A 24,078-nucleotide genomic window follows, 5' to 3' on the forward strand; every position below is an offset into this window, starting at 1 on the left:
GTAGCCATTGAGCGAAGTCGAAATGGCGTATCGAAGGATGCTTCGATACGGGCCTTCGACAAGCTCAGTCCCTACTCAGCACAAACGGGCGGCTTGGTTTCAATTCGTATCGTATCGCCGACGCTGATCCGGCCGCCCTCGATCACCTGCGCCAGCGCGCCGCCGCGCCAGTCGGGCGTCAGCGCGGCGCGCAGGCCCTCTGCGATCGTCTCCATGCGGCTGCACGGATCGCATTCCTTGGTGATTTCGAGCAGCACCTCGCCGACGCGGACACGTACGCCCAGCGTCTGCGGCAGGTCGAAATTCTCGACCAGCAAATTCGCGCGGCGTTCCCACCATGGCAGGTCGTGGCCGATCAGCGTCATCGCCTGCGCCCAGTCGCCGACTTCCATCAGCGACACCTGCCGCTTGTTCCGCCCGGGCTTCAGCGCGCCGCGAAAGTCGCCGTCGATGCCGGTTTCGACGGTGATGCGCACCGTCTGCACCAGTTCGATCGGCCCGCGCGAAAAGGCGTGGCGGGCGATCCCCCTAAGAACACCGCCCGCCATCGGGCTCAGCCCAGCTTCGCCATGGCGGTCGCGGTGTCGACCATGCGGTTCGAGAAGCCCCATTCATTGTCGTACCACGACACGACGCGGACCAGCTTGCCGTCGAGCACGGCGGTCTCGAGGCTGTCGACGGTCGACGATGCGGGGGTGTGGACGATGTCGATCGAGACCAGCGGCTCGTCCGAGAAGTAGAGCACGCCCTTGAGCGGACCCGATTCCGACGCCGCCTTCAGGATCGAATTCACTTCGTCCTTGGTCGTGTCCCGCTTCGGGGTGAAGGTCAGGTCGACGAGGCTGCCGTCCGGCACCGGCACGCGGACGGCCGAACCGTCGAGCTTGCCCTTGAGTTCGGGCAGCACTTCACCGACCGCGCGGGCGGCGCCGGTGGTGGTCGGGATCATCGACATGGCGGCGGCACGGGCGCGGCGCAGGTCCGGATGGATCTGGTCGAGGATCTTCTGGTCGTTGGTATAGGCGTGGATCGTGGTCATCAGGCCGCGTTCGATGCCGATGGCGTCGTTCAGCACCTTGGCGACCGGCGCCAGACAGTTGGTGGTGCACGAAGCGTTCGACACGATGGTGTGGCCGGCTTCGAGCTTGTCGTGGTTGACGCCGTACACGACGGTCAGGTCGACATTCTTGCCCGGGGCCGAGATCAGCACGCGCTTGGCACCGGCATCGATATGCTTCTGGCAGCTGTCGCGGTCGGTGAAGAAGCCGGTGCATTCGAGGACCAGCTCGACGCCCAGTTCCTTGTGCGGCAGGTTGGCCGGATCACGCTCGGCAGTGACGCGGATGCGCTTGCCGTCGATGACCAGGTCGTCGCCTTCGGCGGCGACTTCGCCCGGATAGCGGCCATGGACCGAATCGCGGCTGAACAGCCATGCGTTCGACTTGGCGTCGGCGAGGTCGTTGATCGTCACCAGTTCCAGCCCGCTGTCGGGCCGTTCGAGGATCGCGCGCGCCACCAGACGGCCGATGCGTCCGAACCCGTTGATCGCTACTTTCGTCATATCCGCGTCTCCTCAGTTGCCGAGCCGCGCCAGCACCTTTGCGGTGATGGCATCGGCAGTCAGTCCGAAATGTTCGTAGAGCTTGTCGGCCGGGGCCGATGCGCCGAAGCGGTCGATGCCGAAGCGCAGGCCGTCGACCATGGTGTAGCGTTCCCAGCCGATGGTCGTGCCCGCCTCGATCGACACGCGCAGGATTTCGTCCGGGCGGGCATGCGGCAGCACGTCCTCGCGATAGGCGGCGTCCTGCGCATCGAAGCGGGACCAGCACGGCATCGACACGACATCGGCGCCGATGCCCTTGGCTTCGAGCTGCTGCGCGACGCCGATAGCGATCTCGACCTCCGACCCGGTCGCGATCAGGATGACGCGGCGGTCGGCTTCGGCGGCCTTGAGGCGGTACGCACCCTTGGCGCTGCGGTTCTCGCTGGTTTCGGTGCGAAGCTGCGGCAGGTTCTGGCGCGACAGAGCCAGCAGCGAGGGGCCGTCGCGGCGCTGTACCGCCAGTTCCCAGCATTCCGCCGTCTCGACCGCATCGGCGGGGCGATAGACGTCGAGGCCGGGGATGATGCGCAGGCTCATCACATGCTCGATCGGCTGGTGCGTCGGGCCGTCTTCGCCCAGACCGATCGAGTCGTGAGTCATGACATAGACGACACCGGCATTCTGCAGTGCCGACAGGCGGATGGCCGGCCGGGCATAGTCGGCGAACACCAGGAAGGTGCCGCCATAGGCCAGCACGCCGCCGTGCAGCGCCATGCCGTTCATCGCCGCCGACATGCCGAATTCGCGGATGCCGTAATGGATGTAGCGACCGGAATAATCCTCCGCCGTCAGCGCGACCTGCGCCTTGGTCTGGGTATTGTTCGAGGGCGTGAGGTCCGCCGAACCGCCGAGCGTTTCGGGCAGCGAGGCGTTGATCGCTTCCAGCGCCAGCGACGATGCGACGCGGGTCGCGATCTTCTTCGGCTCGGCGATCAGGCTGTCGATATGGCTCTTCAGCGACCAGCCGTCGGGCAGCTTGTTGGCCATGCGGCGTTCGAATTCCGCGCGATCGGCATGATCGGACAGGCGCTGGTTCCAGTCGGCGTGGAGCGACTGGCCCCGTGCGCCGATTTCCTTCCACGCGTCGGTCAGCGCTTCGGGCAGGTGGAAGGCTTCATGCTCCCACAGCAAGGCGGCGCGGGTGGCGAGGATTTCCTCGGCACCGAGCGGCGAGCCATGGACCTTGTGGCTGCCGCCCTTGTTCGGGGCGCCCTTGCCGATGACGGTGCGGCAGCGGACCAGCGAGGGGCGCGGGTCGGCGGCGGCTTCGGCGAGCGCACGTTCGATGTCGGCGAAGTCGTGGCCGTCGCAGGCGACGACGTGCCAGCCGGTCGCGGCATAGCGGGCCGATACGTCCTCGCTGGTCGACAGGTCGGTCGAACCGTCGATCGTGATGCGGTTGTCGTCCCACAGGACGTTCAGGCGGCCGAGCTTCAGGTGACCGGCAAGGCCGATCGCCTCGTGATTGATGCCTTCCATCAGGCAGCCGTCGCCGGCGATCACCCAGGTGCGGTGATCGACCAGATCGTCGCCGAACACGGTGTTCAAATGCCGCTCTGCGGTGGCCATGCCGACCGCCATCGCCAGCCCCTGCCCCAGCGGACCGGTGGTGCATTCGATGCCGGGCAGTTCGAAATTCTCAGGATGGCCGGCGCACGGGCTGCCGAGCTTGCGGAAGTTCGCAATGTCCTGAATGGTGGGCTTGGCATAGCCGGTCAGGTGGAGGAGCGAATAGATCAGCATCGATCCATGGCCCGCCGACAGGACGAACCGGTCGCGGTCCGCCCAATGCGGATCGGCGGGATCGAATTTCAGGAATTTCGACCAGAGGACGGTGGCGACATCGGCCATGCCCATCGGCATGCCGGGATGCCCCGAATTGGCGGCCTCCACCGCGTCCATCGACAAAACGCGGATGGCGTTGGCGAGTTCGAGCTGGGATATGGTCACGCGCACTCCTGTTGGGCGCCGATAGGGTCGCGCGAGCCTTTGGAACCGTCACGCCGATCAGTCAACCGCCAAACCCAAGGTTTGTTTAACATGTTTAGCAAGGATCGATAAACCCGATGAGCGACACCCCCCATGCCGCGACCATCGCGCGGATCGACCGGGCGCTGGAACGGATCGAACGCGCTGCACAGACGCAGGTAAAGGCGAATCGGACGCTCGAGTCGCGGCATGCCGCGTTGCGCACGCGGATCGGCGATGCGATCGGCGCGCTCGATGCGGTGATCGCGCGCGAAGCGGACGCCGACTGATGGGCCATATCACGCTGACGATTGCCGGCCGCAGCCATCAGGTCGGATGCCGCGATGGCGAGGAGCCGAAGCTGCGCGCGTTGGGTGCGATGCTGGAGCGACATGCGCCGGCGGTGCAGCACGCGGCGGGCGGATCGTCGGAGCGGACATTGCTCTACATCGCGCTGATCCTGGCGGACCAGCTGGCCGAGCGCGAGGCGGGGCCGGCACCGGACGGGACGTCCGAGATGCTGGAGCGGATCGCGGATCGGCTGGAGGCGGTTGCCTCCGCCCTTGAGCGGACGGACCCCAGCGCCTAAATAGGACGTGGCGGGACTGCCCGGTGCGAGCCATGCATAATCCCTGAGGCTATTTCTTCATCCATGGGGGTTGTCCCTGCGCAGATCCTGGTCTGACGTACATGATCCCCACCTGACGTACCGTGCGTCAGTGGATAACGCGGCAAACGGCCCATGGTGGTTCCGCCACACCCCCTTTCCATGACCGATAAGGCCGGCCTGCGCCGTGAATTGCGCGCGCGGCGGCGCGCCTTTGCCGCGACCCGTCCGTCGCTCCCCGCCCCGTCGCGGTTGCTGATCGAGGCGCTGTGTCCCGGCGGCATCGTCGCCAGCTATGTGCCGGTCGGTGGCGAGGCCGATCCGGCGCTGTTCGATGCGGCGGTCGTCGCGGCCGGCGGCGTGTTGGCCTGGCCGGTGGTTATCGACCGGGAATCACCGATCACCTTCCATCTTGGATCAACCGATACCATGGCCGACGGTCCGTACGGCCTGCGCCAGCCGCAGGCGACGGGCGATGGCGTGGTGCCCGACATCGTCCTGACGCCGCTGGTCGGATTCGATTCGCGCTGCAACCGGCTGGGCCAGGGGGCGGGCCATTATGACCGGGCGTTCGCGCTCTGGCCCGATGCGCTGCGAATCGGTATCGCGTGGTCGGTGCAGCAGGTCGATGCCCTGCCCCGCGACCCATGGGACGTGCCGCTGCACATGATCATTACCGAAACCGACGTCTTTCTGCCGGGAGTGCCCAAGTGAACGAACCGACGTGGCGCAAACCGGCTGGCGTGCTCGCGATCCTGCTCATGCTGACACTCTGGGCGATCGGTGTGGCGATGCTGTCGCCGATGGTCGGCTGCTGGCATTGGGTCTTGCAACTGGCGTTTTACGTCGCGGCGGGCATCGCATGGCTCTGGGTGCTGCCGATGCGGCGGATGCTGTTGTGGATGGAAACAGGCCGCTGGCGGTAGCGCCATCCGTAAAGGATGGCGCGAGTGACGGGGCTCGAACCCGCGACCTCCGGCGTGACAGGCCGGCGCTCTAACCAACTGAGCTACACCCGCTCTCTAGCGAGGAGGCGGCGTGTAGGGTAGCGAATCGCCGGTGTAAAGTGGGTTCTTTGCCGGCGATGCGAAAAGCGTCATTCGGCGATCGTGGCGGTCAGCCGCAGCCCCAGGACCAGCGCGTTGCCGAACGTCGGGTTCAGTCCCGGCGCGACGACATATTGGACATGTGGCTGCACCCCCAGCCAGTCGGCGACGGCGATGCGGTGGTTGAGTTCGATCACCGCCTCGCCGCGCGCCGGCGTCCCGCCCTCGACCCGCACGATCGCGCGACCGGCGCTGCTGCCCCCGGCATAGGCGATGGCGATACCGCTGTCGTCGCGTGGCCGCGACGCAAGCAGCCCGCGCCACACAAATCCCAGCGACGAGAAGCCACCGAAGAGATTGGCGCGGTCGCCAGCGACGCCCAGCCGGAAGAAGCCGCGCATGCCGCGCGTGCGGTCGCCGGCCAGTTGCGCCTCCCCGCGGACATAGGCGCCGTTGCTGCGCACCTGCCGGACGATGGCGGCACCGGTGGCCGCATCGAACCGGTCGTCGCTGCGCGCGGTATAGGTCCAGCCGCCGCCGAACAGGCGCACCACGCCCAGTTCGACATCCGCCTCCCCGATCAGCAGCGCGCCGTCGCCGCCGGCAATGCCGATCCAGTCGCGGCGCGGGCGGGCGGGATCGTTCGGTACGCCGTCCGCCGCGGCGGCGCGCAGGGTGACGCGGTCGCCGAGCTTCACCTGACCGCGCAGGGCCAGGCTGGTGCTGGGAAAGGTCGACGGGCCGTTGCGCCCCGAGGCGCCAAGCTCGGTTCCCATGCCGAATGCGCTGTTGACGAACAGCAGCGACGTCTGGAGCGTGTCGAATTCGCTGTTCACGTCATACAGCCCGGCCTTGAACGACCAGCGATCGTCGGGACCGCGATGCTCGACCCAGCCCTCCAGCACGCGCAGCAGCGGGACCCCGGCCTCGATGCTCGACACGATCTGCCCGTCGCCGACCAGATCGCTGCTGAAGCCGGTGCCGTCATTGTAGAAGACGTGGAGCAGCGCGTTGGTACGGGGCAGCCCGGCCAGCGTGTCGAGATCGGCGCTGGCGATGGCGCTGACATTGTTGATCCAGCGGGTGCCGCGCCGCCGCCCGCCCGCCACCGACGACAGGATATCGCCGGTATAGGCCAGTTGCAGAACCAGCGGGTCGCGCGCCTCGACCTCCGGCAGTTCGACGTTGCCGGGCGCGCGTTCGACGCTGGGCGCGGCGACCTGTGCCGCGGCCGGCGTGGCAAGTGCCACCGCCAGCAACGCCAAAGCCACCCTGCCCCACGTCATCCGCATATCGTCGTCCAGCTTCGGCATCCATCGGTCCTACCGCGTGCGCCGTTACAGACTTCTTGCCGCCTTGCAGAGAGGGGGCGGCAGGGTTGACCATGGCGGCGGGCGCGGGACATGCTGCCTCTCCGCCAGGGGACATGCCATGTATCAGCGTTTTGCCGACATCATCGACGCCGTGACCGCGATCCGGCACGATATTCATGCCCATCCCGAACTGGCCTTTGCCGAGCACCGGACCGCCGCGCTGGTTGCGGAACAGCTGGCCGCCGTCGGGCTGCGGGTTACGACAGGTATCGGCGGGACGGGTGTCGTCGGCACCTTGACGCACGGGCGGCCGGGTCCCGCTCTGGGGCTGCGCGCCGATATGGACGCGCTGCCGTTCCACGAAGAGGGATCGCCGGCCTATGCCAGCAAGACGGCGGGCGTCTTTCACGGCTGCGGCCATGACGGCCATACCGCGATCCTGATCGGCGCGGCGCGGCATCTGGCGTCGCTGCCGCCGTTCGACGGCGCGATCCATTTCATCTTCCAGCCTGCCGAAGAAGGCCATGCCGGCGCGCGGGCGATGATCGAGGACGGGTTGTTCGAGCGTTTTCCGTGCGACTATGTCTATGCGCTGCATAACTGGCCCGACCTGCCGGCGGGCGAGTTGCAGACGCGGCCCGGGCCGATCATGGCGGCGGCCGACAAGTTCGAGATCGCAATCCACGGCAAGGGCGGCCATGCCGCGCAGCCGCACACCACGCCCGACGCGGTGCTGGCGGCCGCGCAGCTGGTGACGCAGCTCAACACCATCGTCGCGCGCCGGGTGCCGCCGACCCGCTCCGCCGTGCTGTCGGTCACGCAGATGGCCGGCGGGCTGACTCACAACGTCATCCCGGCGGAGGTGCGGCTGGTCGGGACGGTCCGCACGTTCGACGCCCAAGCGCAGGAGATCGTCGAGGCAGCGATCCGGTCGATGGCGGAAGGGATCGGCATCGCCAGCGATACGCGAGTCGAGGTGACCTATACCCGTTATTACCCGGCGACGATCAACGATCCGGGTGCTGCCGCGATCGCACTGGCGGCAGCGGCGGATGCCGGCCTGTCCCATGCCGAGGCGCCCGATCCGGCGTTCACGTCGGAGGACTTTTCCTTCATGCTTCAGGCCTGTCCGGGTGCCTATGTCTGGCTGGGGCAGGCACGGACCGAGGGGGAGAATGCCGCGCTCCACCATCCGCGATACGACTTCAACGATGCGATCATCGGCCCGGGCATGGCGTGGATCACGGCGCTGGCGGCGCGGGTGGTGGGCGTCGTCGCCGACTGATCAGAGATATTTCAGCCAGGCAATGTCCCGGCGGCGCTGCTTCACGCCCGCAAACCAGCGGGTCGGGAAATACAGCGCGACGACGAGCACGGCATAGCAGGCCCAAATCCAGCCGAGATGGCCGAGCACGAACAGATCGCCGTCGTTCGGCCCCGACACCGCGAGCGCGACCAGATATCCGACGCGCAGAACGTACAGGTGCAGCAGATAATAGAACATCGGCGCGCTACCCAGCGTCGCCAGCGGTCCGATCACTTGCGGCCACCGGGCCCGCTCGAACAGGACGAGCAGCAACGCCCCCACGCCCAGCGTCGACATCAGGAAGAGCAGCGATGGCGGATATTTGGTCAGCGCGAGAAAGCCGATCACGGTCCGCAGCAGCGTGCCGGCATCCACCCAGGGGCGGTCGCCATACAGGTTGAGCATGCGCAGCAGGACGAACCCGGCGACGAGGCCGACCCCCAGCAGCAGCAGCCGGCGTTGCCGCACCACCGGGTCTGCACCCCGACCGAACCACGGCCCCATGCCATAGCCGAGCAGGATGACGCCGATCCATGGCAGGACCGGGTAGGTCGTCTTGATGGTGATACCGGCAAGGTCGAACGCGGCGCGCTGGTGCAGCAGCGCCCAGGGGACGTAGAAGGCATCCCCCGGTGCCAGCACGATCCCGTCGAGCAGATTGTGGCCGCAAACGATGGCGAGGCCGAGCGCAACGACGACCGTGCGCGACAGATGCACCGCGCCGGCCAGGCAGATCATGCTGACGCCGATCGCCCAGATCACCTGCAGCCAGATCGTCTGTGGCGGGAACCGTGCCGACCACGCGAACGACACGAAGCTGATTTCCAGAAGCAACAGGAACACGCCCCGCCGCAACAGGAAGCCGGACAATTCGGCACGCGAATGCTTCTGGCCATAGAGCCACGCCGACAACCCGGTCAGCGCCACGAATACCGGCGCGCAAATCGTGCTCAACAACCGGGTGAAGAACAGCGCGGGCAGGACGGTGCGGGCATCGACGGGATCGCCGACCTGCATGTGCAGGAAAAAGGTCTCGCGCACATGGTCGAGCAGCATGACGACCATCACGAAACCGCGCAGCGCGTCGATCGACTGCAGCCGGGCCGTCGCGGCTACCCTCGGCATGGTGGCGACGGCGCGGTGGGCGATGCCGTCAAAGGTTGCGGTGGCCACGCGATACTTCCGAATCGATCATGGTTGCCCGCATACCGACTTTTACGCGTGATGTTATATCAATAATTTCTGTCGGCGATGATCGTCGCTCGCGATGACATGGCCGGGAATGTCAGGCTAAGACGGAGGGAAATTTCGTGCAGCGAGGAAGCAGGCCATGCCGGGAACCTTCAAGGCCCATCACCACGGGAAGTGCCGGTGACGACGTTCCTGTATGTCGCAGCACCCGAGCGCGGACGGGTATGGGCATCGATGCTCGCGCAGGCCCTGCCCGAGTTGGAGGTACGACTGTCGCCCGATATCGGCGATCCGGCCGATGTGCGGTTCCTCGCGGCATGGACATTGCCGACCGGATTGATCGAAACGCTGCCGAACCTTGAGGTGCTGTTCTCGATCGGGGCCGGCGTCGACCAGCTCGATCTCGGCCAGATTCCGGCGAACGTCACCGTCGTTCGGCTGATCGAGCCGAACCTTGCTGCTGCGATGGCGGAATATGCCGCGATGACGGTGCTGGCGCTCCACCGCGATCTATATGCCTATGCCGACCAGCAACGGAACGAGCTGTGGCAGCAACTGCCGCAGGTTCCGGCGGCTGCGCGTCGTGTCGGGATCGCCGGGTTGGGGCAGATGGGCAAGGCCGCGCTGGCGGCACTCGCACCGTTCGGTTTCGCGCTATCGGGATGGAGCCGGTCGCCGCGCGAGGTGGCCGGGGTCACTTGTTTCCACGGCGCGGACGGGCTGCGTTCCTTTGCCGCGCAGACCGACATTCTGGTGAGCCTGCTTCCCCTCACCCATGAGACGCGCGGCTTCCTAGGTACGTATCTGTTCGCGCAGATGCCGGCGGGCGCGGCGATCGTCAGCGCGGGGCGTGGCGGGCATCTCGATGCGCCGGCATTGATCGCGGCGCTCGACAGCGGGCGGCTGTCGCGCGCGATCCTCGACGTCACGCCGGTCGAGCCGCTGCCGGCGGGCGATCCACTGTGGACGCATCCGCGCGTCGTGGTCACGCCGCATGTGGCGGCGGCGACCGATAGCGAAGGTTCGGGGAAGGCGGTGATCGCCAATCTGCGCCGCCATCTGGCGGGCGAGCCGATGATCGGCATCGTCGAGCGCGATCGGGGATATTGAAGCGCTGTGGCCGCATCCAAAATGATGCGCCATGGCGCGAGTGACGGGGCTCGAACCCGCGACCTCCGGCGTGACAGGCCGGCGCTCTAACCAACTGAGCTACACCCGCTCTCTAGCGAGGAGGCGGCCTTTACGGAGCCGCGCCGGGGCTGTCAACGCCGCTATTGGCATTTCCTGCATTTCGTTGCGGCGGCGGCACGTCCTGCACCAGCGTGCCGTGTTCGAACAGGAAGCCGGCAATGTCGGGCTTCCCCGCGCCTTTCAGCACCGTTTGGATGATGATCAGCAGCGGAACGGCCAGCAGCGCGCCGGGCGTGCCCCAGACCCAGCCCCAGAAGCTGAGGGTAATCAGGATCATCAGCGGATTGATCGTCAGGCGGTGGCCGACGACCAGTGGGGTGATGACGTTCGCCTCGACCAGATGCGCTCCGACCATGATCGCGGCGGGCAGCAGCGCCCACCAGATATCGGTGAAGGTCATCAATCCGCCCAGCGCCAGCAGCAGCGCGGCGAAGATCGGCCCGAGATAGGGCACATAGTTCAGCAACGCGACGATGCCGCCCCACATCAGCGGTGTCGGCATGCCGATATACCATAGCGCCAGCGCGACGATAACGCCCAGCATCAGGTTGATAAGCGTGATCGTCCCCAGATAGGCCGAGGTGTCGTCGACGACATTCTGGATCACGCGCGCGGTCGCCATCGCACCGCCAAAGCTGCTGCGCCCGGTGATCGCGGCTCGACGCAAATTGGTCCAGCCGGCGAGGAAGAAATAGATCACGAGGATCGCGAAGAACATCTCCAACAGCGCCGACGGGGCGGAGGTCGTCACCAGATCGAGCAACGATTGCGGCGGTGCGACGCTGGTCGCGGTCTGCTTGGCCGGCGCGGTCGCGACGTTCGCGATCAGGCCGTTCACGAATTTTTCGAGGCTGGCGTAGAAGTCGATCAGCGGTGCGACATTCTGCTGCACGCGGTCGATGCGGTCGGGCAATATCTGCGCCCAGCCCCAGGCCGGCACGACGATCGACGCCAGCGCGCCATTGGCGACGATCAGGAACAGCATGACGCAGAAGAAGGCGGCCAGCGGCGCGGGTACGCGGTGGCGTTCCTGCCATTCGAGCAGCGGGACCAGCGCGATGGCGATGACGATCGCGGCGGTCAGCGGCAGGAAGAAGCGCGCGCCCGCCTGCAAGGCGAAGGGCAGCGCGAGCACCAGCCCGACGCCGGCGATCAGCGTCAGCGCGGCGAGCAACCGGTCGCGACGCAACTCCTCGGTCGGGGCATCGACCACCGCATCGACCGGATCGGACGGCGGCGTGGCAGCGGTCCCGGTCGCGCCGGCGCGCTCGACCGGCGGCGGCGAAGCAGTGGATTCGGTTGCGGAATCTGCCATGGAATCAGTCTAGCCCCCCTGGCGATACCCGCCAATGACGGCGTAACGCATGGAAGCGGGATTCGCGCCATGATGCGAACTAATGCCCCTTCCGTTTCCTCATTCCGGGCTTGACCCAGGGTCCTGCTTTCACTTTGGTGTCGAGAAGCAGCGGGACCCCGGATCAAGTCCGGGGTGACGATATGGGGTATGCGTTCTATTTCCCTAAATATCGTCGGGCGACGCGGACTGGTCGATCGCGGTGCGCATCATCTTGAGCGCCTCGCCCAGTGGCGCGATCCTGACCGCGCCGCGACCGATATTGCCGTAATGGCATTCGGCGGTCGCGACCGGTCCGTCGCGTCGCGCGCACGCGAAATGGACCAACCCCGCTTCATCGCCCGGCGCGCCCTCCCCCGCAAAGCCGGTCACCGCCAGCGCGATATCGGCATCCGACCCACGCAGCGCGCCGCGCGCCATCGCTTCGGCCACGTCGCGACTGACAGCGCCGCAATCGTCGAGCATCCCGCGGTCGACGCCGAGCAACTCGCATTTGGCGGCCTCGCTATAGACGACGAACCCCCGGTCGAAGGCGTGCGAGGAACCCTCTACATCGGTCAGCAGCGCGGCAAGCATTCCCCCGGTGCAGCTTTCGGCCGTGGCGAGGGTTACGTCGGCGGCGCAGGCGGATTCGAGCAGATCAGCAGCGGCCTGCTCGACCGCGTCGGGCAAGGCGGGGGCCAGTGTCTCGGTCATGCGGTGCCGTTCTTGCGGCGGGTCTCCCAGCCCTTCCTTGCGGCAGCGGAGCGATCGGCGGCGGGGCGCTTCGCCGCCGCCTTGCCACCGCGACGCGCCGAGCCATGGCTGTCGGGCTTGCCGCGGCCCGAGCCGGATTTGTTACCGCCGCCCGAATCCTTGTTGACGGTCGCCCAGGCGCGGGCCTCCGCTTCCTTTTCCGGCACGCCGCGCGCTTCATAGCCCTGCTCGATATGCTCGGCCTTGCGTTTCTGCTTGTCGGTATAGCTGCTCTTGTCGCCGCGCGGCATGCGATCCCTCCATCACAACGGATGAAGGATCGAACGATCAACGACTTAGGCCGGTTTCATACCGACAGGATCGAAGTGTATAACGCATGATAGCGTTCGGCCATCGCCTCGACCGAAAAGCGTTCGGCGACGATTTTGCGGCAATTTGCGCGGTCGATCTCCGCGACGCGGTCGATCGCGGCGATGGCCTGGTCGAGGGTGTCGACCAAGAAGCCGTTGACGCCGTGTTCGATCAGTTCGGGCATCGAACCGCGGTTATAGGCGATGACCGGCGTGCCGCAGGCCATCGCCTCCACCACCGAAAGGCCGAAGGGTTCGTCGAAGCCGATCAGATGGAGCAGCGCGCGGGCGCCGCCCAGCAGGTCGGTCCGCGCCTTGCCGCCGACAGCGCCGTGGAAGACCACGCGGTCACCGTCGATGTGCGGCTCGACCTCCTCGCGCCAGTAGCGGTCGTCCTGCACGATCCCGGCCATGTGCAGGCGGCGGTCGCCGGCGTGCGCGGCGGCAATGGCTTCCGCTGCACCCTTGTCCGGATGCATCCGGCCGAAGAACAGCAGGTCGTCGCTGCCCTGTGCATCGAACGGAAAGTCGTCGAGCGGGATACCGTGATGGATCGTCGCGGCATAGCGCAACGAGGGATGGCGGTCGGCATCGCTGATCGCGACATAGTGCACCCGGTCCTGATAGGGGGCGTACATCGGCAGGATGCGGTCGGACGAAAAGCCGTGGATCGTCGTCACCATCGGGGTGTCGACCAGCCCCGAAAAGGCATGGGCCGGAAAATCCGCCTGATTGTGGATCAGGTCGAATTCGCCGGCGCGTTCGAAGACATGGGCGAGGTGCGCGAATTCCCACACCTTCGCGTCGATCGACCGGTCTTCGCTATAGGGTGCAGGCACGACCCCGGCGAGGGTCGCGGCGGTGATACTGTCCTGCGTGGCGAACAGGGTCACGTCGACCCCGCGCGCGACCAGCGCCTCGGTCAGCAGGCTGGTGACCAGCTCCCACGGGCCATAGTGGCGCGGCGGCGTGCGCCACGCGATCGGGGCAATCATCGCGATACGCATCAGTCGACTTTCAGGATCAGCCCCTCGGCGGGACGCAGGCGGGTGGGATCGGCGGCGGGGTGCGTCGACAGGATGACCTGCCCGGGTTCGATCGCGATGACGGCCGGGGCGTCGGACAGGTTGAGGGCGATGCGATACGGGCCCCGGCGGTAGGTCAGCACGTCCCCTTCGGCGCGGACATCGTCGATCGGTCCGGTCGCCAGCTCGGGCGTCGCGCGCCGTAGTGCGAGGAGGCGGCGGTAGAAGGTCAGCATCGACACCGGGTCCTCCGCCTGTGCGGCGACGTTGAGCGGCAGGTGCGCGGGGTCGATGGGCAGCCACGGATCGCCGGTGGTAAAGCCGCCCTTCGCATCCCATGGCAGCGGGGTACGCACCGGATCGCGGCCGAGACCGAGGCCGGGTTCGCGCAGCTCGCGGGGGTCCTGTACCTTGTCGGGCGGTACCTGCGCATCGGTCAGGCCCAGTTCGTCGCCCTGGTACAGCGTCGGCGTACCACGCAGCGTCAGCAGCAGCATCGCCGCGACCCGCGCTTGGCGCCTGCCGACGCGGGTGGCGATGCGGGGACGGTCGTGGTTGCCGAGCACCCAGTTGGGCCAGCCGCCCGCGGGCAGCGCCGCTTCATACTCGATGATGCGGGCGGCGAGTTCGGCAGCGTCCCACTTCGCCTCGATCAGCTGAAAATTGAACGGCAGGTGGACGCCGGGCGCTTCCGTCGTGCCGTAATAGGTCATCAGCTTCGGGATCGGCAGATAGATTTCGCCGACCAGCACCGCGCCGAATTCGTCCGCTTGGTCGCGCATGGCGGTGCCGATGGCGTGAACCTCGGGCTGGTCGGTCGAATGGAGCTGGAGCACGCGGTGCATGTCGCCCATGCCTTCGCGGAAATGCGGGTTGGGCGGATTGTCGGGGAAGTCGGCATGCTTGACCATGTGCCACTGCACATCGATGCGGAAACCGTCGACCCCGCGTTCGAACCAGAAACGCATCGCCGCCAGCATCGCGGCCTGCACCTCGGGATTGCGCCAGTTCAGGTCGGGCTGTTCGGGCAGGAAGGCGCGTGAATAATATTGGCCGGTGGCGGGATCGAAGGTCCATGCCGGCCCGCCGAAATCGCTGATCCAGTTGTTGGGCGGGCCGCCATCGGGTGCCGGATCGCGCCAGATATACCAGTCGCGTTTGGGATTATCGCGCATCGAGCGGCTTTCGACGAACCAGGGATGCCGGTCGGAGCTATGGTTCGGCACGAAATCGAGCAGCACGCGGATGCCCGCCGCATGTGCCTTTGCCAGTAGCGCGTCGAAATCGGCAAGCGTGCCGAAGCGCGGGTCGATGCCGGTATAGTCGGCCACGTCATAGCCGAAATCGGCCATGGGCGATGGGTAGATCGGCGAAATCCAGATTGCATCAATGCCGAGATCGACCAGATAGTCGAGCCGGTCGGCGATCCCGTTCAGGTCACCGATCCCGTCCCCGTCGCTATCGGCGAAGGAGCGGGGGTAGATTTGGTAGATGGAGGCGGCCTGCCACCATGGTTGCGTTTGGGAAACGATCACGCACCGACAAGCCGCCAGCGGGGAAAACGTTCCCCCTTATTCGAACTCCATGATGACCGCATCGACCGCCAGGCTGTCGCCGGCGGCATGGGCGATGCGGGCGACGGTGCCAGGCCGTTCGGCGCGCAGGATGTTCTCCATCTTCATCGCCTCGACCACGGCCAGCGGCTGTCCGGCCTCGACCCTCTGCCCTTCGGCCACCTCGACGCGGGTCAACAGGCCGGGCATCGGGCAGAGCAGGAAGCGCGACAGGTCGGGCGGGACCTTTTCGATCATGTGCCGGGTGAGGTCGGCGACATGCGGCGGCAGGACTCGGACAAGGTGGGTGGCGCCGCGGGCGGTCAGCTTCCACCCGCCGATGGTGCGGGCGACGCGGACGGCCAGTTCGGCGTCGTCGATCCGCGCGACCACGACGCGCTGCGAGGGGCGCCAGTGCATCACGACGTCGAGCGGCATGTCGCCATCGATATTGACCAGCAGCCCGCCGTCATAGCCGTCGACGCAGATGTCGAAGCGATGCTCGCCGATGGTAACGATCCGTTCGGTCGAAGGGGCCGGACGGGTGCCGAGCTGGCCATCGATCGAACGGACGCGGTGCGATTGTTCGAGGTCGATCACCACCGCGACCGCCGCCAGTTGTCGCAGCAGGGCGGGATCGGCCGGCGCGCCGTGGAAGCCCTCGGGATATTCCTCCGCGATGAAGCCGGTCGTCAGCGCGCCTTCGCGGAAGCGAGGGTGCTGCATGATGGCGGAGAGGAAATCGATATTGTTGCCGACGCCGGCCAGTTCGAAGCGGTCGAGCGCGGCGACCTGCGCATCGATCGCGGCTTCGCGGGTCGGTGCCCAGGTGACGAGCTTGGCGATCATCGGGTCGTAGAACATGCTGACCTCGCCCCCTTCGACGACGCCGTCGTCGACGCGGGTGCGGGGCGCTTGGTGCTCGACGGGGGGCGTACTCGGACGGTACGTTTCTGTAACGCTTTGATACGGATCGCGGGTGGCAGGCGGCACGTAGCGCGTCAGCCGCCCTGTGCTGGGCAGGAAGCCGCGATAGGGGTCTTCGGCGTAGACGCGGTTTTCGATCGCCCAGCCGGTCAGCTTTACCTCGTCCTGGGTGAAGGCCAGCTTCTCGCCGGCCGCGACGCGCAGCATCTGTTCGACGAGGTCAAGGCCGGTAATTTCCTCGGTCACCGGATGCTCGACCTGCAGGCGAGTGTTCATTTCGAGGAAGTAGAAGCTCTCGCCGGTCGTATCGGCGCCTGACACGATCAGTTCGACCGTACCGGCCGAATAATAGCCTACCGCCCGCGCAAGCGCGACCGCCTGTTCGCCCATCGCCTTACGCATCGCGGGGGTCACGAAGGGCGACGGTGCCTCCTCGACGACCTTCTGGTGGCGGCGCTGGATCGAGCATTCGCGCTCACCGAGATAGACGATGTTGCCATGCTGGTCGCCCAGCACCTGGATTTCGATGTGTCGCGGGCTTTCGATGAACTTTTCGATGAAGACGCGGTCATCGCCGAAGCTGGCCAGCCCCTCGCGCTTGGTCGCGTCGAAGCCCTCGCGGACGTCCTGTTCGCTCCACGCCAGGCGCATACCCTTGCCGCCGCCGCCGGCCGAGGCCTTCATCATCACCGGATAGCCGATGTCGGTGGCGATCCGCACCGCTTCCTCGGTGTCGGCGATCTCGCCCAGAAAGCCGGGGACGACGTTGACGCCGGCCGCCTGCGCCAGTTTCTTCGATTCGATCTTGTCGCCCATCGCGGCGATGGCGTTCGGCGGCGGGCCGACAAAGGCGATGCCGGCATCGGCACAGGCGCGCGCGAAGCTTTCGCGTTCCGACAGGAAGCCATAGCCGGGATGGATACAGTCGGCGCCGGTTGCCTTGGCGGCAGCGAGGATCAGTTCGGGGACCAGATAGCTCTGTGCGGCAGGTGCCGGACCCAGCCGCACGCTCTCGTCCGCCATCATGACGTGCGGCGCGCGCGCGTCGGCATCGGAATAGACCGCGACGGTCGCGATCCCCATCCGCTTGGCGGTCCGCATCACCCGGCACGCGATTTCGCCGCGATTGGCGACCAGAATCTTCTTGAACACGTCACTCTCCCGTCCGCCCTGCTGTGGCAGGGTCAGCATCCATTCCGGCGGTGCGGCGTCAGCAGCACCCGCCCTTGCGCATCGGCTCGTCGGCGACCATCGGCGTCATGCCCAGTTTCGCCAGCAGCGCAGCATCGGCATCGTCGCCGGCATTGCCGGTGGTCAGCAACCGGTCGCCGGTGAAGATCGAGTTCGCCCCGGCCATGAAGCACAGCGCCTGCGTCGCGTCCGACATGCTTTCGCGGCCGGCGGACAGGCGCACCATGCTCATCGGCATGGTGATGCGCGCGACGGCGACGGTGCGGACGAATTCGATGTCGTCGAGCTTCGCGAGCGGCGTGTCGGCGAGCATGTTGCCGAGCACCGTGCCCTTGACGGGCACCAGCGCATTGACCGGCACGCTATCGGGATGGCGGGGCAGCGTGGCGAGTGCGTGGACGAAGCCGACGCGATCGGCGCGGGTTTCGCCCATGCCGACGATGCCGCCGCAGCAGACGTTGATCCCCGCCTCCCGCACATGCGCCAACGTGTCGAGCCGGTCGTCGAACGTCCGGGTGGTGATGACGTTGGCGTAGTTTTCGGGCGAGGTGTCGATATTGTGGTTGTAATAGTCGAGGCCCGCCTGCCCCAGCCGCTGCGCCTGATCCGGGGTCAGCATGCCGAGCGTCATGCAGGTCTCCATGCCCATCGCCGCCACGCCCTCGACCATCGCGACGATCTTGTCCATGTCGCGGTCCTTGGGGTTGCGCCATGCCGCACCCATGCAGAAGCGCTGCGATCCTGCCGCCTTCGCCTCGGCGGCGATGGCTAGGACGGCGTCGACGTCCATCAGCTTTTCGGCCTTCAGCTGCGTGTCGGCGCTGGCCGATTGCGAGCAATAGCCGCAATCCTCGGGGCAGCCGCCGGTCTTGATCGACAACAATGTGCAGAGCTGTACCTGCCCGACCGCATGGTGCGCGCGGTGGACGGTCTGGGCGCGGAACATCAGTTCGTCGAAGGGGAGGTCGAACAGGTCGGCGATTTCGGCGCGGGTCCAGTTGTGCCGAACTTGTTCGGCGCACCCCCGCGCAGGCGGGGGCCCAGAACCAAGGGCGTCGCGCTCGCCGCTTTGCCCCCTCGCCTGCGCGGGGGTATGGGTGGCGTTTGCAGGTACAGACACAATCACATTCATTCGACAGTCTCTCCAACCGGCGGGAGGTTGTGGCCGAGCAGTTTCAGCACCTCCGCCGCGGCATGGACCAGGTTGGTGCCCGGTCCGAAGATCGCCGCCACCCCGGCGTCGCGGAGCAGCGCATAATCCTGTGGCGGGATGACCCCGCCCGCGATGACACGGATATCGCTGCGCCCGGCATCGGCAAGGCGTCCGATGAGTTCGGGGATCAGCGTATTGTGCCCGGCGGCGAGGCTGGACGCGCCGACGACATCGACCCCCTCGGCGATCGCCAGCTGCGCAGTTTCCTCCGGGGTCTGGAACAGTGGGCCGGACACGATGTCGAAGCCGAGATCGGCAAAGGCGCTGGCGACGACGTTCGCACCGCGATCGTGACCGTCCTGCCCCATCTTCGCGACCAGCATGCGGGGTTTGCGGCCCAGGCGGCGCTCGACCGCCGCGACGCCCTCGCCGGCGCGCAGCCAGCCGCTGTCATCGGCATGGGCCGGGCCGTAAATGCCCTTGACCGGCGTGACCGATACGGCGTGACGACCAAATGCGACCTCCATCGCCGCCGACATCTCGCCCAAAGTCGCGCGGGCGCGGGCGGCGGCGACACACAGCGCCAGCAGATTGCCGTCGCCGCGTGCGCCGTCCTGTAGCGCGGTTAGCGCGGCCTGGGTCTTGGCTTCGTCGCGTGTTGCCTTCACCCGTTCGATCCGGCGGATCTGGTCGGCGCGGACCTTGGCATTGTCGATCGAGAGGATGTCGATCGGGTCTTCCTCGGCCAGCCGGTATTTGTTGACGCCGACGATGACGTCCTCGGCGCGGTCGACTCGCGCCTGCCGGGCGGCGGCGGCGCGTTCGATATGTTCCTTGGGCAGGCCGGAGTTCACGGCGTCGATCATGCCGCCCGCTGCCTCGACCTCCTCGATCAGCGCCCATGCCTTGTCGGCCAGTTCCTTCGTCAGCGCCTCGACATAATAGCTGCCGCCCAAGGGATCGACGACATGGGTCATGCCGGTCTCTTCCTGAAGGATCAGCTGCGTATTGCGCGCGATCCGGGCAGAGAAGTCGGTCGGAAGTGCCACCGCTTCGTCGAGCGAGTTGGTGTGGAGCGACTGGGTGCCGCCGAAGGTAGCTGCCATCGCCTCCACGGTGGTGCGGATGACGTTGTTGTACGGGTCCTGCTCGGTCAGCGAGACGCCACTGGTCTGGCAGTGGGTGCGCAGCATCTGGCTGCGGGCGTTGCCGCCGAAATCGGCGATGATCCGGCTCCACAGCGTACGCGCGGCGCGCAGCTTGGCGATCTCCATGAAGAAGTTCATGCCGATGCCGAAGAAGAAGGACAGCCGCCCGGCGAACGCGTCGATATCCAGCCCGCGTGCCAGCGCCGCGCGGACATAGGCCATGCCGTCGGCCAGCGTGAACGCCAGTTCCTGCACCGCCGTCGCCCCGGCTTCGTGCATGTGATAGCCGCTGATCGAGATGCTGTTGAACCGTGGCATGTGCTCGGCGGTATAGGCGATGATGTCCGACACGATCCGCATCGATGGCTCGGGCGGATAGATGTAGGTATTGCGGACCATGAACTCCTTGAGGATGTCGTTCTGGATCGTGCCCGACAGCTTGTCCGGGCCGACGCCCTGTTCCTCCGCCGCGACGATGTAAAAGGCGAGGCAGGGCAGCACCGCGCCGTTCATCGTCATGCTGACCGACATGGTGTCCAATGGGATGCCGTCGAACAGGATCTTCATGTCGTCGATCGTGTCGATCGCGACCCCGGCCTTCCCCACATCGCCCGCCACGCGCGGGTGGTCGCTGTCATAGCCACGATGGGTGGCGAGGTCGAAGGCGACCGACAGCCCCTTCTGCCCGGCGGCGAGGTTGCGGCGGTAGAAGGCGTTCGATTCCTCGGCGGTCGAGAAACCGGCATATTGGCGGATGGTCCAGGGACGCCCGGCATACATCGACGCCTTCACCCCGCGCGTGAACGGCGCGAAGCCGGGCAGACCGGGATCGGGCGCATCGGCGGCGGTGTAGAGCGGCTTGACCACGATCCCCTCCGGCGTGGTCCAGTTCAGGTCGGCATCCTTCACCTCACGCGCGGCGAGCTTCTGCCAGTCTTCGAGGGTCGGGCCGGTCATCGCATGGGTCCTACCGCCGGACGGGGGCGCAAGTCGAGGCAGGTCATGTCAGGCTCCGGTAAAACGGGGAGTACGCTTGGTAAGGAAGGCGGTGCCACCTTCGACCGCGTCGCTGGTCGCGCGGGCGGTGCGCTGGGCTTCCGCCTCACGCGCCATGGCGGCGGGATAGTCATGGTCGAGGGCATAGGCGAGATTGGCGCGCATCAGGCCGAGCGCGACGGTCGGTCCGGCCGCCAGCCGACGGGCAAGCGCCAGCGCCTCGTCCTCGAGGCTCCCGCCATCGACGACGGCGTGGATCATGCCCCAGTCGAGCGCGGTGGCGGCAGGCACCCGTTCGCCGAGCATCATCATGCGGGCGGCCCGCGCACGCCCGATCAGGCGCGGCAGCATCCAGCTGGCCCCACCATCGGGGACGAGGCCGATATTGACGAACGCCTGCAGGAAATAGGCATCGTCGGCGGCGACGCAGAAATCGGAGGCGAGCGCGAGGCTGCACCCGATCCCCGCCGCCGCGCCGCGGACCGCGCTGACCACCGGTACGGGGAGCTCGGCGATCGCCTGCAGCGTGGGGTTATAATGGTTGGTGAGCGCGGCATGGGTCATGGCAGGCGCATCGTCGCCACCCAGCGCCGCCATCACATCCGCGCCGGAACAGAAGGCACGCCCTGCCCCGCTCAACAGGACCGCGCGCGCACCGTCGAGGTTCGCCAGCGCATCGCGAATCGCATCGAACATTGCCGGTGGCGCGGCGTTCAGCCGGTCGGGCCGGTCGAGCGTGATGCCCAGCACGTCGCCGTTCCGCTGCACCCGAATATCGCCTGCCATCGAATCGCTCTCCCGTATCTTTTGATACGGTTTGCGAAAAGGACGCGGCGAATGCCAGCCCTAACGCAAGCGCGGCGGGGTTGCCCCCGCCGCGTCGCGCCCGTGCCGTAACGGCAGGCTTACCAGAAAATGTCGTACTCGACGTCGACCACCTGGCCCGAACGGACGTCCACCAGCAGCGCGTCGTTATAATAGCGCACCCAGCGATACGGCCCCCACACCTCCGGCAGGCGATAATAGAACGGATCGTTGATCCAGTAGTTCGACCCGAACAGGAACGAGTTCAGCCGGACGCCGACGCCGAAGCGGCGATAGCCATAGCTCCAGCCCGACGGCGCGTAATAACGCGGCAGGCGGTACAAACCACGGTTCTGCTGGCGATAGCGGTTCCAGTCATAGCGGTCGTCGCGCCGCCAGCCACGATCCCACTGGCCGCCGCGTTCCCAGCGATTGCCACGATCCCAGTCCCGGTCGCCGCGGTTCCAGTCGTTGCGACCCCAGTCGCGACCGTCGCGGCCCCAATCGCGGTTATCGCGGTCCCAGCCGCCATTCTGCTGTTCGCGACGCCATTGTTCCCGGCGCCATTGCTCGCGGCGATCGCGGTCGAACTGGCCACGGCCATCCGCGCGCGGCCAGTCGCGGCGCAGCGCCTCGCGATCGATCTGCCCCTGCGCGTCGCGCGGCGGGGTTCGGAAGTCGCGGTCGGGACGCGGCGCATCCTGCCGCCCCTGCCACCCGCCGCGGTCACCGCGATTACCCTGCTGCCAGTCGCCGCGCAGCCGCTCGCGGTCGATCTGCCCGTTGCCGTCGCGCGGTGGGCGCGGCCGGTCGAAGCCGCTGCGGTCGCCGCGATCCTGCCAGCCGCGCTGCGGTTCGGTGCGCTGTTCGTCGATGCGCGGGCGTTCGGGGCGCGGCTGCGGTGCTTCGACGCGGATATCGTTGCGGAATTCGGCACGCGCGCCGGGCGATTCGCCACCGGGCGAGCGTTCGATCCGCTCCCGTCCGCCGCGCGGTCCGCGAAACTCCGGATCGGCCTGGGCCATGGCCGCCGTCGGGACCAGCGCCGACACGCTCAACAGGGCCAACAGGAAACGGCTCTTCATTCTCTGCCTCCACCGCCGGAAGTCGCCGGCTACGATGGATGCGGTTTATTACGGGCGCGATCAACTGTTGCTGAATGGCGATGACAGCCAATTGAAAGAATAGGCGCTACTTGGTTGGCGGGGTCAGCGCGGGCGTTTCGCGCGCGGCCTCTGCCCGGTCGATGCCGGGGCGCGGCGGCGGGGCCAGCGTCGCATCGCCACGCGCCGCGGCCGCGGCCTGTCGCACCGCATCGATCAGGCGGGGATAGATGCCGCAGCGGCACAGATGGTTGAGCGCGGCGGCGATCTCCGCTTCGCTCGGGTCGCGGTTCTGGCGCAGCAATGCGACGGTCGCCATGACGAAGCCCGGGATACAGAAGCCGCATTGCACGACCTGCGCCGCGAGGAACGCCGCCTGCACCGGGTGGCTGCGATCGCGCGCCAGCCCTTCGATCGTGGTGACGAACGTCCCTTCCAGGCTGCCGATGGTCACCTGGCACGACTTTACCGCGCGCCCGTCGACATCGACCGTGCAGGCGCCGCAATGGCCGGTGCCGCAGCCATATTTGGTGCCGGTCAGGTTCGATACGTCGCGCAGCGCCCAGAGCAGCGGTGTTTCGGGGTCGAGCCGATATTCCTGCGGCAGGTTGTTGACGGTGAAGCGGCTCATGCGGGCGACCTTGTAGGGACTTGCATGCCACGACGCCAAGTCGAAACGCGTCGTTTCCGTGCGCGGCCTTGAGTCCGGGCGGGCGCAGCGCGACCTGTGAGGGTATGACACTCCCTACCCTGTTCGTGCCGCATGGCGGTGGTCCCTGCTTCTTCCTGAACCCGGGTCAGGCACCCGATCCGATGTGGCGACCGATGCAGGACTATCTGGCCGGGCTGATCGCGTCGCTGCCTGAACGGCCGCGTGCGATCCTGATGATTTCGGGGCATTGGGAGGCGCATCGGCCAACCGTGCATGTCGGCGAGGCGCCGTCGCTGCTCTATGATTATTACGGCTTTCCCGAACACACCTATCACCTGCGCTGGGACGCGGCGGGTGCGCCGGACGTGGCGCGACGGGCGGCGGCGCTATTGCAGGGTGCCGGCTTTGCAACGGCGGAGGAAGCGACGCGCGGCTGGGACCATGGCGTGTTCATTCCGATGATGGTCGCGGTGCCGGAGGCCGATATTCCGCTGGTCCAGATATCGCTCGACCGCTCGCTCGACCCGGCCGCGCATATCGCGATGGGGCGGGCGCTGGCGCCGCTCAGGGATGAAGGCGTGCTGATCATCGGGTCGGGCATGAGCTTCCATAACCTGCGCGCGCGTGGGGCGTCGGTCACGCCGATCGCCGACGAATGGGACGCCGCGCTGACCGCCGCGGTGACTGAGCCCGACCCGGCGATGCGGGCGGAGCGGGTCGCGGCATGGGAGCACCTCCCCCATGCCCGCTTTGCCCATCCAGAGGCCGAGCATCTGCTGCCGCTGATGGTAGCGCTGGGTGCGGGTGGCGATGGTCCGGCGGTCCGCGACTATCGCGATGTGGTGATGGGCTGGGTCGTGTCCGGCTATCGCTTCGGGTGACGCAAGAATATTGCGCTTCT

23 protein-coding genes and 2 tRNA genes are annotated in these 24,078 nt (G+C 67.1%); 7 read left to right on the plus strand and 18 right to left on the minus strand.

The genetic code is table 11. The features are described 5' to 3' along the window. Positions 1-71 precede the first annotated feature (71 nt). Genes CA237_RS00245 through tkt form a run of 3 tightly spaced genes read right to left on the minus strand, consistent with a single transcriptional unit; the run spans position 72 to position 3,553 of the window. A complete protein-coding gene (locus tag CA237_RS00245) occupies positions 72-611 on the minus strand; it encodes an MOSC domain-containing protein (RefSeq protein WP_346773490.1) in 540 nt (179 codons plus the stop codon). After that, entirely contained in the window at positions 554-1,561 is a 1,008-nt protein-coding gene (gene gap / locus CA237_RS00250) for a type I glyceraldehyde-3-phosphate dehydrogenase (protein ID WP_066687252.1), read from the minus strand. The genes CA237_RS00245 and gap overlap by 58 nt, the downstream gene beginning before the upstream one ends. Positions 1,562-1,573: 12 nt before the next feature. Continuing rightward, on the minus strand, positions 1,574-3,553 hold the full coding sequence (gene tkt, locus CA237_RS00255) for a transketolase (protein ID WP_066688069.1): 1,980 nt from the start codon (positions 3,551-3,553) through the stop codon (positions 1,574-1,576). Positions 3,554-3,669: 116 nt separating this feature from the next. Here tkt and CA237_RS00260 point away from each other — a divergent pair, with 116 nt between their 5' ends. The 4 genes from CA237_RS00260 to CA237_RS19935 all read left to right on the plus strand — a co-directional run bounded on the left by CA237_RS00260 (position 3,670) and on the right by CA237_RS19935 (position 5,104). Beyond that, complete coding sequence (locus tag CA237_RS00260) at positions 3,670-3,861, plus strand: hypothetical protein (protein ID WP_066687250.1); 192 nt, start codon at positions 3,670-3,672, stop codon at positions 3,859-3,861. Further along, positions 3,861-4,160 carry a cell division protein ZapA gene (locus tag CA237_RS00265; protein WP_066687248.1) on the plus strand — a complete coding sequence of 100 codons (300 nt, stop codon included), beginning with the start codon at positions 3,861-3,863 and terminating at the stop codon, positions 4,158-4,160. The genes CA237_RS00260 and CA237_RS00265 overlap by 1 nt, the downstream gene beginning before the upstream one ends. A gap of 180 nt (positions 4,161-4,340) precedes the next feature. Continuing rightward, the gene (locus CA237_RS00270) at positions 4,341-4,892 is read left to right on the plus strand and encodes a 5-formyltetrahydrofolate cyclo-ligase (protein WP_066687240.1); all 552 of its coding nucleotides are present in this window, start codon (positions 4,341-4,343) and stop codon (positions 4,890-4,892) included. After that, positions 4,889-5,104, plus strand: coding sequence for a DUF2842 domain-containing protein (locus CA237_RS19935; RefSeq protein ID WP_277600130.1), 216 nt, complete (start codon positions 4,889-4,891; stop codon positions 5,102-5,104). Before CA237_RS00270 ends, CA237_RS19935 begins: the two co-directional genes overlap by 4 nt. 16 nt (positions 5,105-5,120) lie before the next feature. On the opposite strand, the gene CA237_RS00280 is transcribed toward CA237_RS19935, so the two are convergent. Together CA237_RS00280 and CA237_RS00285 are read right to left on the minus strand one after the other, a co-directional pair. Beyond that, positions 5,121-5,197, minus strand: a tRNA-Asp gene (locus tag CA237_RS00280). A gap of 77 nt (positions 5,198-5,274) precedes the next feature. Beyond that, positions 5,275-6,537, minus strand: coding sequence for a carbohydrate porin (locus CA237_RS00285; protein WP_066687236.1), 1,263 nt, complete (start codon positions 6,535-6,537; stop codon positions 5,275-5,277). A gap of 118 nt (positions 6,538-6,655) precedes the next feature. Between CA237_RS00285 and CA237_RS00290 the strand changes: the two genes are divergently transcribed. After that, positions 6,656-7,822: an amidohydrolase gene (locus CA237_RS00290; protein WP_066687234.1), complete on the plus strand. Its 1,167-nt coding sequence runs from the start codon at positions 6,656-6,658 to the stop codon at positions 7,820-7,822. On the opposite strand, the gene CA237_RS00295 is transcribed toward CA237_RS00290, so the two are convergent. Beyond that, a complete protein-coding gene (locus CA237_RS00295) occupies positions 7,823-9,016 on the minus strand; it encodes a heparan-alpha-glucosaminide N-acetyltransferase domain-containing protein (RefSeq protein WP_346773491.1) in 1,194 nt (397 codons plus the stop codon). Between the two features lie 198 nt (positions 9,017-9,214). Between CA237_RS00295 and CA237_RS00300 the strand changes: the two genes are divergently transcribed. Beyond that, a complete protein-coding gene (locus CA237_RS00300) occupies positions 9,215-10,144 on the plus strand; it encodes a glyoxylate/hydroxypyruvate reductase A (protein WP_241215394.1) in 930 nt (309 codons plus the stop codon). A gap of 32 nt (positions 10,145-10,176) precedes the next feature. Here CA237_RS00300 and CA237_RS00305 read toward each other — a convergent pair. The 12 genes from CA237_RS00305 to CA237_RS00360 form a co-directional block, all read right to left on the minus strand. After that, positions 10,177-10,253, minus strand: a tRNA-Asp gene (locus CA237_RS00305). 21 nt (positions 10,254-10,274) lie between these two features. Beyond that, complete coding sequence (locus CA237_RS00310) at positions 10,275-11,540, minus strand: AI-2E family transporter (RefSeq protein WP_084401201.1); 1,266 nt, start codon at positions 11,538-11,540, stop codon at positions 10,275-10,277. Between the two features lie 204 nt (positions 11,541-11,744). Next, positions 11,745-12,275, minus strand: coding sequence for a CinA family protein (locus tag CA237_RS00315; RefSeq protein WP_126012243.1), 531 nt, complete (start codon positions 12,273-12,275; stop codon positions 11,745-11,747). Continuing rightward, positions 12,272-12,565: a plasmid stabilization protein gene (locus tag CA237_RS00320; RefSeq protein ID WP_126012246.1), complete on the minus strand. Its 294-nt coding sequence runs from the start codon at positions 12,563-12,565 to the stop codon at positions 12,272-12,274. Before CA237_RS00320 ends, CA237_RS00315 begins: the two co-directional genes overlap by 4 nt. 56 nt (positions 12,566-12,621) lie before the next feature. Then, positions 12,622-13,632, minus strand: coding sequence for a glycosyltransferase family 4 protein (locus CA237_RS00325; RefSeq protein ID WP_126012249.1), 1,011 nt, complete (start codon positions 13,630-13,632; stop codon positions 12,622-12,624). Next, complete coding sequence (locus CA237_RS00330) at positions 13,632-15,185, minus strand: alpha-amylase family glycosyl hydrolase (protein WP_241215395.1); 1,554 nt, start codon at positions 15,183-15,185, stop codon at positions 13,632-13,634. The genes CA237_RS00325 and CA237_RS00330 overlap by 1 nt, the downstream gene beginning before the upstream one ends. 36 nt (positions 15,186-15,221) lie before the next feature. Next, positions 15,222-17,282, minus strand: coding sequence for an acetyl/propionyl/methylcrotonyl-CoA carboxylase subunit alpha (locus CA237_RS00335; RefSeq protein ID WP_126012252.1), 2,061 nt, complete (start codon positions 17,280-17,282; stop codon positions 15,222-15,224). 58 nt (positions 17,283-17,340) lie between these two features. Continuing rightward, positions 17,341-18,441, minus strand: a complete 1,101-nt coding sequence (gene bioB, locus CA237_RS00340; RefSeq protein WP_272815280.1) for a biotin synthase BioB — start codon at positions 18,439-18,441, stop codon at positions 17,341-17,343. Between the two features lie 8 nt (positions 18,442-18,449). After that, entirely contained in the window at positions 18,450-20,579 is a 2,130-nt protein-coding gene (scpA, locus tag CA237_RS00345) for a methylmalonyl-CoA mutase (protein ID WP_066687212.1), read from the minus strand. Between the two features lie 48 nt (positions 20,580-20,627). Beyond that, positions 20,628-21,404, minus strand: coding sequence for an enoyl-CoA hydratase-related protein (locus CA237_RS00350; protein ID WP_066687210.1), 777 nt, complete (start codon positions 21,402-21,404; stop codon positions 20,628-20,630). Between the two features lie 119 nt (positions 21,405-21,523). Further along, positions 21,524-22,507, minus strand: a complete 984-nt coding sequence (locus CA237_RS00355; protein ID WP_066687207.1) for an RcnB family protein — start codon at positions 22,505-22,507, stop codon at positions 21,524-21,526. A gap of 106 nt (positions 22,508-22,613) precedes the next feature. Further along, positions 22,614-23,156 carry a (2Fe-2S)-binding protein gene (locus tag CA237_RS00360; protein WP_066687204.1) on the minus strand — a complete coding sequence of 181 codons (543 nt, stop codon included), beginning with the start codon at positions 23,154-23,156 and terminating at the stop codon, positions 22,614-22,616. A 104-nt stretch (positions 23,157-23,260) separates the two neighbouring features. On the opposite strand from CA237_RS00360, the gene CA237_RS00365 reads away from it, so the two are divergent. Then, positions 23,261-24,058 (plus strand): class III extradiol ring-cleavage dioxygenase, encoded by a 798-nt coding sequence (locus CA237_RS00365; RefSeq protein ID WP_066687202.1) that lies wholly within the window; start codon positions 23,261-23,263, stop codon positions 24,056-24,058. Positions 24,059-24,078: the final 20 nt, after the last annotated feature.

This window comes from Sphingomonas sp. ABOLH, assembly GCF_003951715.1.
Taxonomy (GTDB): Bacteria; Pseudomonadota; Alphaproteobacteria; order Sphingomonadales; family Sphingomonadaceae; genus Sphingomonas; species Sphingomonas hankookensis_A.

Coding starts and splice junctions, on each gene's coding strand:
- scpA (WP_066687212.1), bottom strand. CDS start 20,579: ATGACCGGCCCGACCCTCGAAGACTGGCAGAAGCTCGCCGCGCGTGAG.
- CA237_RS00260 (WP_066687250.1), top strand. CDS start 3,670: ATGAGCGACACCCCCCATGCCGCGACCATCGCGCGGATCGACCGGGCG.
- CA237_RS00350 (WP_066687210.1), bottom strand. CDS start 21,404: ATGGCAGGCGATATTCGGGTGCAGCGGAACGGCGACGTGCTGGGCATC.
- CA237_RS00310 (WP_084401201.1), bottom strand. CDS start 11,540: ATGGCAGATTCCGCAACCGAATCCACTGCTTCGCCGCCGCCGGTCGAG.
- CA237_RS00265 (WP_066687248.1), top strand. CDS start 3,861: ATGGGCCATATCACGCTGACGATTGCCGGCCGCAGCCATCAGGTCGGA.
- CA237_RS00245 (WP_346773490.1), bottom strand. CDS start 611: ATGGGGCTTCTCGAACCGCATGGTCGACACCGCGACCGCCATGGCGAA.
- CA237_RS00325 (WP_126012249.1), bottom strand. CDS start 13,632: ATGCGTATCGCGATGATTGCCCCGATCGCGTGGCGCACGCCGCCGCGC.
- gap (WP_066687252.1), bottom strand. CDS start 1,561: ATGACGAAAGTAGCGATCAACGGGTTCGGACGCATCGGCCGTCTGGTG.
- CA237_RS00355 (WP_066687207.1), bottom strand. CDS start 22,507: ATGAAGAGCCGTTTCCTGTTGGCCCTGTTGAGCGTGTCGGCGCTGGTC.
- CA237_RS00360 (WP_066687204.1), bottom strand. CDS start 23,156: ATGAGCCGCTTCACCGTCAACAACCTGCCGCAGGAATATCGGCTCGAC.
- CA237_RS00320 (WP_126012246.1), bottom strand. CDS start 12,565: ATGCCGCGCGGCGACAAGAGCAGCTATACCGACAAGCAGAAACGCAAG.
- CA237_RS00290 (WP_066687234.1), top strand. CDS start 6,656: ATGTATCAGCGTTTTGCCGACATCATCGACGCCGTGACCGCGATCCGG.
- CA237_RS00270 (WP_066687240.1), top strand. CDS start 4,341: ATGACCGATAAGGCCGGCCTGCGCCGTGAATTGCGCGCGCGGCGGCGC.
- CA237_RS00315 (WP_126012243.1), bottom strand. CDS start 12,275: ATGACCGAGACACTGGCCCCCGCCTTGCCCGACGCGGTCGAGCAGGCC.
- CA237_RS00285 (WP_066687236.1), bottom strand. CDS start 6,537: ATGCCGAAGCTGGACGACGATATGCGGATGACGTGGGGCAGGGTGGCT.
- CA237_RS00365 (WP_066687202.1), top strand. CDS start 23,261: ATGACACTCCCTACCCTGTTCGTGCCGCATGGCGGTGGTCCCTGCTTC.